Below are 12,413 nucleotides of genomic sequence, written 5' to 3'. Positions count from 1 at the left end.
ATAATAATGTCTTATTGATACAATTCTACCTATATAGATATAGAGCTAATAATAATCGGCCTGGATACACTCAATGACAATTCGTTTCGATCGGCTTTTACAAGACTGGTACCCACGCAGGGATGAACTGGACTGGGTATTAGGTACTATTGTCGGCACCCAAAAATCTACTTATAGAAAAGCTGGTGCAATGATGTTATTCAATAGCCTAGGTCAGATGTACGGCATGTTGAGCGGTGGCTGCCTAGAAGGAGAACTTGTAAACCAAGCGCGTAAAGCCTTGATGATGAATAAAGTTCTTATCGAGGAGTATGACTTACGCCACGAGAGTGACTCTGGTTGGCAGCGCGGTATTGGCTGCGGTGGAGCGGTTCGTATAATTCTGCAACCTCTCACAGCAGAACATAATTATTTAGGCCTGGATAAAATCCACCATAGCTTAAGCCAAAACAAGAGTAGCATTTATCTACAAGATATTGATCCTCCCGGCACCGATGCCCATAACTGGAGCGTTGAAGCTGCAGAATCCGATCAAATTTTTTTTGAAAAAAAACATAAGTCACAATCAAAACTGATTACTAAAGATGGCAAAAAATGCTTAGCGTCGCTTATTTGCCCAGCGCCTCATTTGTTAATTTTTGGCGGTGGTCTTGATGCTCAACCTCTGGCATTATTGGCTCAAAATATTGGCTGGCGGGTTACAGTTGCAGATACGCGTGTTGCGTACGCAAAGTCGAGTGACTTCCCAAAAGCTACCATAATCCGAACTGCGGCGAATACTTGGCAAGAAGACCTAAAGCCCGATGCTATCGTTATTATGACTCATAGTTTACAACTTGACGCTGACGCGTTAATTTATGCACACAAATCCAAAGCGCGTTACATCGGTATCTTAGGGCCAGAACATCGGCGAGAAAAAGTTGAAAGTATTGCAAAAATCAATAAAAGAGATTTTAGTCAATATTACTGTGGGCCAGCGGGCTTAGATATCGGGGCAACACTGCCAGAAACTATCGCGTTATCTATTTTGTCGGAATGTCATCAAGTTATTGAAGGTCGGGTGAGAGTATCTAATTTCGAGAACAAAATACAAGGAGCTTAAGTATGAGTCATCACCCAAGGTTGGCGTATGTGTTACTCGCCGCAGGTAGCTCGCGCCGATTTGGTAGCTGCAAACAGCTAGCCACTATTGATTTTAAGAAAACCTTACTTGAACATAGTTTGGAAAGAGCTCTAGATGTGGCTCCAGGTGAGGTTAACTTAGTCCTGGGAGCCTATCTTGATGAAATTATGGAAACCTGTGCAATAGAAACACGCTTTCCAAGAGTCAATGTTGTTGTTAATAGTAATTGGCAACAAGGGGTTTCAACATCGATTGCCTCTGGTATTCGTAAAATTAGTGATGAAGCTTACGATGGTGTATTAATTTTACTGGCGGACCAAATATCAATCACCGCTAGTCAACTAAAAGATATGCGAGAAGTTTGGTACCAGCAGCCTACTCGAATCGTTGCTGCGCACTATAACCAAATACTCGGAGCACCCACTATATTTCCGAGACAATATTTTAGTGCACTACTAGAATTACAAAGTGATAAAGGTGCGCAATGGCTTATTGAGCAAGAACAGCAAAACGTAACAGCCTTTGCTCTTGAAGAAGCAAAATACGATATAGACACAGAGCGCCAGCTTAACGATTGGCAAATTGATACATTATAAGACCACCTCTTTATTAGGATTATTAGAGCTGGCCATAAATTAAATAACTTTCGCAGTAACTTATCCGCACGATCATTCAATATAAACTTTTATTGATACAGCAAACTACCGTTGAACCAGTCTGTTATACGGAGCTAAGAGTTCAAAAGGGGAAATTCTATGCAAACACTAAAAATAAACGATAAACCAGTCGAACTGGATGTCGATCCCAATATGCCATTACTTTGGGCGATTCGAGATATAGCCAAACTCACAGGAACTAAGTTCGGTTGCGGAAAAGGCTTATGCGGTGCCTGCACAGTATTACTGGACGGTAGCCCAATACGCTCTTGTAGCTTGCCGGTATCGGCTGCAAAAGGTAAATCAGTTACAACCATCGAAGGTCTATCAGAAAATGCCGATCACCCAGTACAACTTGCATGGCGTGAACATAAAGTGCCTCAGTGTGGCTACTGCCAATCTGGCCAGATGATGTCAGCAGCTGCATTGCTAGCAACCAATGCAATGCCCAGCGATAGTGAAATTGATGTGGCTATGTCGGGCAATATCTGCCGCTGTGGCACCTACCCAAGAATAAAAAATGCTATTAAATCAGCAGCTAAGATGAAGAAATAGGAGCTTACTATGACCATATCCAAAATTTCTCGTCGCGACTTTTTATCTCTTACTGGCAAAGCCAGTGGTGGACTAGCACTTGGAGCATCGAGTTTAACGGTATCCTTACCTGCTGTTGCTAATGCACCTTTCCCAATCGCACCAGAAACACCGAAAGATGCGCTTGCGATGAATATTTTTGTCCAAATTGACTCGGATAATACGGTCTATATCGTTGCTCACCGCTCTGAGATGGGGCAGGGCTCGCGTACAGGTTTACCCCAGGTTGTAGCCGATGAACTTGAAGCCGACTGGGATAAGGTAAAGGTTGTGCAAGCTCGAGGAGATGCCGCCTACGGTAGCCAAAATACAGATGGCTCGCGCAGCGTAAGAGATTTTTATTCGGTGATGCGTGAAATGGGGGCTACCGCAAAGCTGATGTTACGAAAAGCTGCCGCCGCTAAATGGAACATTCCATTAGAACAATGTGAGGCGGAAAACCATAAGATTATCAGAAAAGGAACGAAGGCTAGTTTCACTTATGGTGAGCTGGCTGAAGCTGCAGCGAAAATACCCACGCCTAAAACTGCAGAGCTAACATTCAAGTCGACAAAAGATTTTCGCTATATTAAAAAGCCTGTTGAAATTGTTGATTTGGAAAAAATCCTGGTTGGCGATACTGTCTACGGTATGGATGTTGATTTACCCAATATGGTGTATGCAAGTATCGAACAGTGCCCCTATCTCGATGGAGGAGTGACATCTTTTGATGCTAGTGAAGCGAAAAAAGTCCCCGGTGTTATTGATGTAGTTGAAATTAAAGCACGGCCAATGCCTGCGGTTTTTCACCCCCTTCCCGGAATTGCAGTTGTTGCAAGTAATACTTGGGCAGCTTTTGAAGGTCGCAAAAAACTTAAAATTCAGTGGAAAAAAAGCTCTCACCAAAACCATAACTCAGCTGAATATATGGCGGAGATAAAAGACTCCATCAAAAATGGCAAAGCGAATATTGTGCGTAAGAAAGGGGATATCGATAAAGCGTTTGCTGCGGCCAATAAAGAATTCGAGGCACTCTATACTGTGCCCTATCTCGTCCATGCTCCAATGGAACCTATGGCCGCCGCCGCAATTGCCACTAAAGATAAGATAGAAGTGTGGGCAAGCACACAAACACCTCAGTCGGCGCAAAAAAATCTAATGGAGCGCTTCGGACTTAAAGACGATCAAGTTAAAGTTAATGTGACCCTGTTAGGAGGCGGCTTCGGCAGAAAATCAAAGCCTGATTTTATTCTAGCAGCAGCGGATGTATCCATGGCATTAAATGGACGCCCTGTGCGACTCATGTGGAGCCGTGAGGACGACATTAGACAAGGCTACTACCACGCTATTAGTGCGGTTCGACTAAAAGCAGCCATGGACAAAAAGAAAGATATCACTGCCTTCCATGCCCGTGCTTGCTATCCTTCCATCGGCTCCCTTTGGAATATCAAAGGCGATAATCCTTCAAACTCAGAGCTGGATCTTGGTTTAACAAATACGCCTTTTAATGTGGCTAATGAACAGGTGGATACCACCCCCGTTTTCGCCCATACCCGAATTGGCTGGATGCGTTCTGTATGTAATATCCAACAAGCCTTTGCTTTGGGTAGTTTCGTGGATGAGCTGGCAAAGGAAACAGGCCACGATACTGTGGACATGTGGATGCAAATGATCGGCAGTGATCGCAATATGGATTACGCCAGTCACGGCTACAAGCTTTCTAATTACAGTAAATCAATGGATGAGTATCCGTTTGAAACACAACGTTTAAAGAACACCTTAAAGTTGGTTGCCAAAAAATCTGGCTGGGGTAAGAAAACACCCAAAAACGAAGGTTGGGGAATTTCCTGTCACTATAGCTTTTTGACCCATGTGGCAATAGCAACCCATGTTACCTTAATGGATGGAAAACTAACGGTAGATGAAGTGCACTGTGCAGTAGATTGCGGACTTGCTGTCAATCCGGATCGCGTGAAATCTCAAATGGAAGGAGCGGTTATTTTTGGCTTAAGTGCAGCACTTATTGGTGAGATAACCTTTGCAGATGGTAAAGTAGAACAATCGAATTTCCATGATTATCCCGTTCTACGTATGTCTCAGTCACCTGAGATTCATATCCATTTAATAGACCGCAACGACGCCCCAAGAGGTGTTGGCGAGCCAGGTGTTCCCCCCGTAGCACCTAGCCTTACTAACGCCATCGTCGCAGCAGGTGGCAAACGTATACGCGATTTACCTGTTAATAAAGTCTATAACGTTTAAACCATAAACTTAGAAATACGGCCTTTGAGCTTCGAATGTTTCAGCAAAATACTTACATCTTTATTGATGATAAGTATTTTGCTTGCCTGTGCTCAAATCAAAACACCAGCCAAGGCGCCGAATAAGCCTTCTATAGAAAAAAATAATTACTCATATACCCGAGAGCATCTTGCTTGGATGATAGACAGGGAAATGAGGAAACATAAAATTTCGGGGGTCAGTGTAACGCTTGTTGCCGGACAAGATATCGTATGGCAACAAGGCTTTGGCTACGCTAACCGAAAAACACAAGAAAAAGTCGATCAACAGACTTTATTTCGCGCAGGTTCTATCGCCAAGCTTGTTAATGCCATCGCTGTTATGCAACTGGTAGAGAGAGGCCAGTTAGAACTTGACCGTAGTGTAAATGAGTATTTACCCGAATTCCAACCGAAAACACGTTCACCTCTATCTAAACCCATTACTATTCGATCGCTACTCACTCATCAATCTGGATTACCTTCAGATTTAATAAAAGGTATGTGGAGTTCAACACCGGCTAATTTTCATAGCGCCCTTGATTACCTTAATAGCACTTACGTTACACGAGATATAGATACGGCATTTTCGTATTCTAACCTCGGTTTTGATGTTATCGGCGCTGTTATTGAAAAAGTCAGTGGTAAAAGTTATGAAAACTATATGAATACATTGTTAAAAAATTTAGGCATGCAAAGCTCAGCATTTAGCCCAACCCCACATATTCCCAGAACAGCGGTAGGCTATAAAAAAAATAAGTTCGAGCAAGAACTATCTATTCGCGATGTACCTGCAGCAGGCTTAACAAGTAACGGGCGAGATTTAGCAAAATTGATTATGTTATTTAATAATAACGGCGTCTTAAGTAAAAAAAATATTTTACAAAAAAAGAACATTGAACATATTTTAGATGATTACAGTTCCGATAAAACTTTAAATTTCGGCAAGAGAGTTGGCTTGGGTTTATTTTATTACGATGGCATTTTTTATCGAGGAAACTCAGTTGTTGGCCATGGCGGTGCTACGGTAAACCACCGCGCACTTATTAAATTTTCACCCAAACATAAATACGGTGTGATATTACTCTCTAATTCACGCAACGCCAGCGCGAGCTTACATCGTATTGCTAACAAAGCCTTAGTCCTAATGCATGAGGCAAAAACAGGAAAGCCGGCACCAACCCAACATAGCTATTGGCCCCAGGTTTCTTCACAAGACCATATTAGCGATCAAGATATTATTGGCCACTACGCTACAGCCGCAGGTCTAGCTAGAATTTATCGAAAAGGAAACAAACTCTACGCTACAATAGCCGGTAGAAAGCTACGTTTACACCAACGCCAAGCCAAAGGTTTTTATTATTTAAGTTATCGGTTTATGGGTATATTCCCCATAAATCTAGGTGGCTTAAATAATATCGGCTTAGCAATACGAAAAGTAGATAACAAAGAAGTTCTAATTGGTGTTAATACACTTGGACTAACTGTGTTACTAGGAGAAAAAATTCTTCCTACGCCCATTCATACAGCATGGCAACAACGCATAGGCAAATACCGTGTTGTTAATCCACTGGAAGTTATTAATTTACCTTCAGGCGGTTTAAAAATACGTGATGGTTTTATTATCGCTTATGCAAAAACAGAAGAGGGAGACAAATTAGAATTTGTCTTGCAATCACAAAGCAATGATCAGGCTGTCATTGCAGGAATAGGGCGCGGATTAGGAGAAACTGTATTTGTTGTTAACCCAGATGGAAAGGAGCAGTTAAAATATGCCAATTTAATCTTTGAAAAAATTGAATAATAAAAGCCTTATGTAAAAACTAATATTTTATTATCTGTACGTAAATTTCATACCTCAATACCATTTCGCTCTTCTCGATATATACAAATTGGACATACCAAATTAATTAATTTTTGTCTTAATGTTAATAGAAAATAAAAAATTAATAACTTATATTGTGTGTTTTATCCAACTACTTACTTATTTTTGTAATTCAAACTGGTAATACCAGTAAGTTCTATACCTGGAAATAAATAAAAAAATATATATTGGATTTACCAAAAATCTAGCTAATGGCTGCCCGCAAATAAGCCCTAGCTAATTAAAATAATGAAAAACAAGGTTAGGTTATGAATATGTTAACTAAGAAACGTTTGATAAAACGTTGTTTTCTTGCGCCCATATCTTTTCCAGTTTTTTTAACACTGTTATTTTTTAGCGCAACAACACATGGCATTAGTGTCAGTGCCAGTTCACACGACGGTAATATACCTGCCAATACTCTCGATAATGATTTATCTACGCGATGGTCAGCATTTGGAGATGGTGAATCTATTACCTATGATTTAATGTCCGTTAAAAATGTAGATAGCCTCGATATCGCTTTTTATCGCGGCAATGTTAGAAGAACACGAATAGATGTCGAAGCCTCATCTGATAATAATAATTGGCAAAATATTTGGAGTGGCGATCAGCCTGAATTAAGCCTAGACCTCCAGAAGATAGATGTGACAAATATCACCGCCCGCTATATTCGTATAGTTGGCCATGGCAACGATGCCGGTTCTTTGTGGAATAGCCTGACCGAAGTAAAAATTAATGAAGTGCCAGCGACGCAAAATACCATTCAAGTTACGGCTAGCTCCGATGATGGCAATTCACCTACAAATACGCTGGATAATGACCTTAACACTCGCTGGTCAGCGCTTGGTGATGGCCAATGGATAAGATACGAACTACCAACACCTACAATAATTGATAGTGTCGATATCGCTTTTTATAGAGGCGATAGACGACGCACCAACATCGATATCCAAGTTTCTGCTAGTGGTAATACTTGGCAAACTCTTTGGAGTGGCGACCAACCTTTAAAAATACTGGCTTTGCAAAATTTTAACCTCAACAATACAGAAGCCAAATTTGTTCGAATTGTCGGCCATGGCAACGACGGCGGAAGTCTCTGGAATAGTCTTACAGAGGTGCGAATTAATACTTTGTCTGGCACACCACCTAGCCCCACCACCACACCCGTGCCAACCCCTACACCAACATCGACACCAAGCCCAACCGCTATGCCCACTCCAACGGTGACACCCACACCAAGCCCCACGGCAGCACCAACATCTACACCTTCGCCGACTCCAGCACCTAGTACCACACCTTTACCACCCTCTGTGCTCAATACTGTGCCGGATATAAATTGCACATTGACTGTATCAAATGCTTCTCAACTGGAATCCAATACCGACTCGTCTATCAGCCCTGGCACAACAATATGTATTACCGATGGCATCTATAAAGACATTGAGCTGACGATTGAAGGTAATGGTACAGAGAATCAGGCCGTCACTGTCGCAGCGGTCAACCCCGGTAAAGTGTTCTTTGAAGGGGACTCACAGGTAAGGATGTCAGGAAGCTATGTGGTATTCCAGGGAATAACATTCAGAAATGGTAACTCCTCTAGTAGCGATCTGTTCCAAACGCGTGGTCGCGGCGGCGCGGTGTGCAACCACTGCCGTATTACCGAAATTACAGTTATCGATTGGGATCAACAGTTCCAAGGTAGCAATAGATGGTTTTTAATCTACGGCCAGCACAACCGCATAGACCATAGTTGGTTTAGCGGCAAAGCTAATCGAGGGGCATTGCTGACTGTGGATAGAGGAGTAGTTGACCCTGACTATGCACAAATAGACCACAACTATTTTGGTAACCGCCCTCCTGTTGATGGGAAAGAGTTTCCCGATACATCAGATAATGAGTTTGAAGCTGTGCGCATGGGCACCAGTGGCACACACCAAGCCGCCGCTTACTCGCGAGTGGAGTACAACTATTTTGAAAAAATTCGTGGCGAAGCCGAGATTATTTCTAATAAATCCAGCTTCAATGTTATCAGTCATAACACCGTGCGTAACAGTTATGGATCAATTGTCTCACGCCATGGTAGTGATGCAGAAATTAGCCATAACTTCATATTCGCCGATGGCTATCCTTTCACTGGTGGTATTCGCTTGACCGATGCTAATCACCGCGTATTTAATAATTATATTGAAGGTTGTAGTTTTGAAGCCAGTAACTTTAACGGTGGCATAGTATTAACCGATTCGGACGGTTCTAGCGACAGCGGTTATCAGCAAGTGGACAATATTTTTATCGCACATAACACTATTGTTGACTGCATCAATAGTATTAATTTCGCTGGCGGTAAAAGCAGAGCTTCACGTCATCCCACCAATATTACAATGATCAATAATATTGTTGCCAAAGCCAAAGGCCCGGTATTTATTAATGTTGATGAAGGGATTCCCAAAGGATCAAAGTTTGCTGGTAATTTTATCAGCGGCGACTCATTTTCTGATGGTAACCTGTCATCGTTAACGGGCTTTACCTTTATCGATCCTCAGTTATTACGCGCTAGTGATGGTCTCTATCGTCCGCAATCAACAAGCCCTGTTTTATCTGGCGGCAGTAATGATTTTGGTAGTTTCCCCTTTATTGGGGTTGATATGGATGGCCAAACACGTCGAGCAACCAACCCCGATGCTGGTGCCGATGAAGTCTCAAGCGATACCATCAGAAAACGGCCATTAACGTCAAGGGATGTCGGTCCGATAAACTATCGTCCATAAATATGTTTTAACATCACTCACCCGAGTGTTGAAAAAGAAGGCGTTGCATTCTTACAACGCCTTTTTTATGCATTGATATTACCTGCAGTTAGCAGCGTATAATGGTCGAAGTACGTTTTTGATCGCATTTGAATAGCAGGGTTTAATATGAATAACTTTAATTTTTACAATCCAACAAAAATTATTTTTGGCAAAGATAGAATTTCGGAGCTTGATAAACTCATCGACAGTAATGCAAAAGTTCTTGTTCTATATGGTCAGGGTTCAGTAAAACGAACCGGCGTTTTGGATAAAGTAATCGCGGCTCTAGGCGAGCGAAAAGTTGTTCAATTTGGCGGTATTGAACCCAACCCAACATACACTACATTAATGAAGGCTGTGGAAATTGCCAAAGCGGAAGGAATTGATTTTCTTCTCGCCGTCGGTGGCGGTTCTGTTATGGATGGAACAAAGTTTATCGCTATGGCTATAAGCTACCAAGGTAAAAACTCAGAAGACTTATTAAAACCTGGATTTGCTTCAAAACACGTCATTCACGCAATTCCTTTGGCCACGGTAGCCACACTTCCAGCTACAGGCTCAGAAATGAACTCTTTTGGAGTTATCAGTCACAAAGCAGCAAAATACTCGGTTTCTAGCCCTTTAGTTTTTCCACAATTTTCCCTACTTGACCCTTCAATAACATTTACACTTCCGCCAATTCAAGTGGCTAACGGTGTGGTCGACGCTTTTGTTCACACAGTCGAGCAGTATGTTACCCAACCAGTAGATGCACGCTTTCAAGACAGAACAGCTGAAGGCATTCTTAAAACACTTATTGAGATAGGTAAACAAACTGTTGATCACCCTACGGACTATGATGCTAGAGCAAATTTAGTCTGGTGTGCGAGTAATGCACTTAATGGGCTTATCGGAGCCGGTGTTTCTCAAGATTGGGCCACCCATCTTATTGGTCATGAATTAACAGCAATGTTTGGGATTGATCATGCGCAAACTTTAGCAATTGTTTTACCTTCTCTTTGGCGAGTTAGAAAAGAAAATAAACATGCTAAGCTTCTTCAATATGCACGTAGAGTCTGGGATATTAATGAGCAAGATGAGAGTACAGCTATTGATTTAGCGATCGACAGAACCCAAGAATTTTTTGAAAGCTTGGGCATCAAAACAAAACTTTCTAACTATGGTATAGAAAGAGATAAAATTGACGATGTTATAGATGCTTTAAATGCAAATGGTATGACCGCTTTATCTGAGACAAGAGATTTAGGTCTAGATGTGTCGAAAGAAATTTTAAATCTCGCCTACTAAAAAGATCACAGTTAACACTTATTTCTCTGCAAAAAATAAAACGCCGCTTCTATGTAATTATTGGTCAATCAAAATGAATGACCAATAATTATTCTGTAGATAATCATGTAATTTCAATGTTCATAATGCCATATTTATTTTTTCATCATCTGGCAAATAAATAGTGTACGTATAAGTGGAAAATTAAAAACTCACAGAGGAATTAAAATGAATAGCGTAACAAAAGTTATAAAATATTTATTTGTATGTTTAACTTTAACAACACTTTATGGCTGCAAAGTTCAAACTGTCGCTTATGTCGATATTGAGCGTTACATGGGGTTGTGGTATCAAATTTCGGCTAATCCGAGTTTTTTTAGTGAAGGTCTTGTAGGTATAACGGCAGAGTATTCTTTGCAAGAAGATGGCAGTGTTAAAGTTGAGAATAAAGGCTTTGTTGGGAGCTTTGATGGTGAGGTAAGTGAAATTACCGGAAAAGCTGACGTTTTTGATACAGAAAGCAATGCTGTGCTAAAAGTGACCTTTCCAGGTCAACCAGATTTACCTCTTCCCAATTACCTGATCGTGGTTCTAGATGAAGTAGACTATCAATATGCGGTTGTTACCAACCCTTCCACCACGTCACTTTTTGTATTGAGCCGAACTCCAACTATCGATCAAGATTTATATGAAAATATACTTTCAGAATTAGAAGCCAAAGAAATTGATACATCTAAATTAGAATTGACACCTCAGAGCTTATAGTAGCTATAGAATTCCTAAGAGATGTGACCAATTGATATAAAAATTTGAACTCAAACGCCTATGTAGAGTCTTAGGGCCAGTTAAAAGGCCCTAAGGCATTTCGGTAGATAAATATAGATCGGAGTAAAGTTCAGAATGACAAGTAACAATATGGTTTCTAAGCTTTCGACTTATAGCGTCAATGAAACTATGGACAAATTTGAAGCTATTATTAAAGAAAAAGGCCTAGGAGTAGTAGCACGAGTGAATCATCAAGCTAATGCACAAAAAGTAGGCCTGGAAATGAATGAAGCCCAGGTCATCATTTTTGGTAACCCTAAAGCTGGCACATTAATCATGCAGAAAAATATTGCAGCCGCTCTTGACCTGCCAATGCGGGTCGTCGTCTATAAAGACGATAGTGGTAAAGTTTATATTGCTTATCGCTCGCCCAAAACAATAGAAGAAAGCTTCGCTATTGCTGATTGCCCAGTATTCGATCAAATGTCAGAAGCTTTGGACAAGCTAACTTCGGCTGCAATCGCGTAATTAAATGAATTTGTATAGCTTTTATACCCGGCGGCAGTATATATCAGGACGATATATGTAGCCACCAAGTTAATAGAGTAAAAAGATCGGACAAAACTATTGGAAATAACACTACAGGAAGTCACTAAGGCCAACTACGAAAACGTATGTGATCTTGATGTATCAGAGCATCAGCAAGACTATGTCGCTTGTAATATGTGGTCGTTAGTAGAATCAATGTTTAATCAAAACCATACAACGAGAGCTATTTATAGGGATGAAACTCCCGTTGGTTTCTTTATGTGGGTGCGAGAAGATACAAATAAGGTATCCATTTGGCGTTTTATGGTGGATAGTAAGTATCAGGGCCAAGGTATAGGACGAGCAGCTCTGCAAATAGCACTGGAAGAGATTAAAGCTGTCGAAAATATCCAGCAAATAGAAATCTGTTATAACCCTAATAACCCAGTTGCTAAAGATTTTTATGGCAGCTTCGGCTTTATTGAAATAGGTATGGATGAAGATAACGAAGACATGCTCGCCGTTATCACTCTATAATTCCAACATTTCAACTAATGTTTCGTTGTTTAC

At 41.1% G+C, this 12,413-nt stretch carries 10 protein-coding genes; all 10 read left to right on the top strand.

Translation table 11 applies throughout. The annotated features are described in order from the left end of the window. Nucleotides 1–73 precede the first annotated feature (73 nt). Complete coding sequence (locus tag BVC89_RS00215; protein ID WP_086929294.1) at nt 74–1,102, top strand: XdhC family protein; 1,029 nt, start codon at nt 74–76, stop codon at nt 1,100–1,102. 2 nt (nt 1,103–1,104) lie between these two features. Next, nucleotides 1,105–1,719: a nucleotidyltransferase family protein gene (locus BVC89_RS00210; RefSeq protein ID WP_086929293.1), complete on the top strand. Its 615-nt coding sequence runs from the start codon at nt 1,105–1,107 to the stop codon at nt 1,717–1,719. Between the two features lie 159 nt (nt 1,720–1,878). Further along, nucleotides 1,879–2,334, top strand: coding sequence for a (2Fe-2S)-binding protein (locus tag BVC89_RS00205; RefSeq protein WP_086929292.1), 456 nt, complete (start codon nt 1,879–1,881; stop codon nt 2,332–2,334). 9 nt (nt 2,335–2,343) lie between these two features. Continuing rightward, nucleotides 2,344–4,614 (top strand): xanthine dehydrogenase family protein molybdopterin-binding subunit, encoded by a 2,271-nt coding sequence (locus BVC89_RS00200; RefSeq protein ID WP_086929291.1) that lies wholly within the window; start codon nt 2,344–2,346, stop codon nt 4,612–4,614. Between the two features lie 192 nt (nt 4,615–4,806). After that, entirely contained in the window at nt 4,807–6,435 is a 1,629-nt protein-coding gene (locus BVC89_RS00195; RefSeq protein WP_158657721.1) for a serine hydrolase domain-containing protein, read from the top strand. 329 nt (nt 6,436–6,764) lie between these two features. Then, complete coding sequence (locus tag BVC89_RS00190) at nt 6,765–9,263, top strand: chondroitinase-B domain-containing protein (protein WP_086929289.1); 2,499 nt, start codon at nt 6,765–6,767, stop codon at nt 9,261–9,263. Between the two features lie 147 nt (nt 9,264–9,410). Continuing rightward, nucleotides 9,411–10,571: an iron-containing alcohol dehydrogenase gene (locus BVC89_RS00185; RefSeq protein WP_086929288.1), complete on the top strand. Its 1,161-nt coding sequence runs from the start codon at nt 9,411–9,413 to the stop codon at nt 10,569–10,571. Between the two features lie 207 nt (nt 10,572–10,778). Beyond that, the gene (locus BVC89_RS00180) at nt 10,779–11,315 is read left to right on the top strand and encodes a lipocalin family protein (protein WP_086929287.1); all 537 of its coding nucleotides are present in this window, start codon (nt 10,779–10,781) and stop codon (nt 11,313–11,315) included. Nucleotides 11,316–11,450: 135 nt separating this feature from the next. After that, complete coding sequence (locus BVC89_RS00175; protein WP_086929286.1) at nt 11,451–11,843, top strand: DUF302 domain-containing protein; 393 nt, start codon at nt 11,451–11,453, stop codon at nt 11,841–11,843. A 99-nt stretch (nt 11,844–11,942) separates the two neighbouring features. After that, on the top strand, nt 11,943–12,380 hold the full coding sequence (locus BVC89_RS00170; protein WP_086929285.1) for a GNAT family N-acetyltransferase: 438 nt from the start codon (nt 11,943–11,945) through the stop codon (nt 12,378–12,380). Nucleotides 12,381–12,413: the final 33 nt, after the last annotated feature.

Source organism: Agarilytica rhodophyticola, assembly GCF_002157225.2.
GTDB lineage: Bacteria > Pseudomonadota > Gammaproteobacteria > Pseudomonadales > Cellvibrionaceae > Agarilytica > Agarilytica rhodophyticola.
Note: the sequence above shows the minus strand (reverse complement) of the source record. Positions and strands in the feature narration are given on the sequence as shown.

Coding starts and splice junctions, on each gene's coding strand:
- BVC89_RS00215 (WP_086929294.1), top strand. CDS start 74: ATGACAATTCGTTTCGATCGGCTTTTACAAGACTGGTACCCACGCAGG.
- BVC89_RS00210 (WP_086929293.1), top strand. CDS start 1,105: ATGAGTCATCACCCAAGGTTGGCGTATGTGTTACTCGCCGCAGGTAGC.
- BVC89_RS00205 (WP_086929292.1), top strand. CDS start 1,879: ATGCAAACACTAAAAATAAACGATAAACCAGTCGAACTGGATGTCGAT.
- BVC89_RS00200 (WP_086929291.1), top strand. CDS start 2,344: ATGACCATATCCAAAATTTCTCGTCGCGACTTTTTATCTCTTACTGGC.
- BVC89_RS00195 (WP_158657721.1), top strand. CDS start 4,807: ATGAGGAAACATAAAATTTCGGGGGTCAGTGTAACGCTTGTTGCCGGA.
- BVC89_RS00190 (WP_086929289.1), top strand. CDS start 6,765: ATGAATATGTTAACTAAGAAACGTTTGATAAAACGTTGTTTTCTTGCG.
- BVC89_RS00185 (WP_086929288.1), top strand. CDS start 9,411: ATGAATAACTTTAATTTTTACAATCCAACAAAAATTATTTTTGGCAAA.
- BVC89_RS00180 (WP_086929287.1), top strand. CDS start 10,779: ATGAATAGCGTAACAAAAGTTATAAAATATTTATTTGTATGTTTAACT.
- BVC89_RS00175 (WP_086929286.1), top strand. CDS start 11,451: ATGACAAGTAACAATATGGTTTCTAAGCTTTCGACTTATAGCGTCAAT.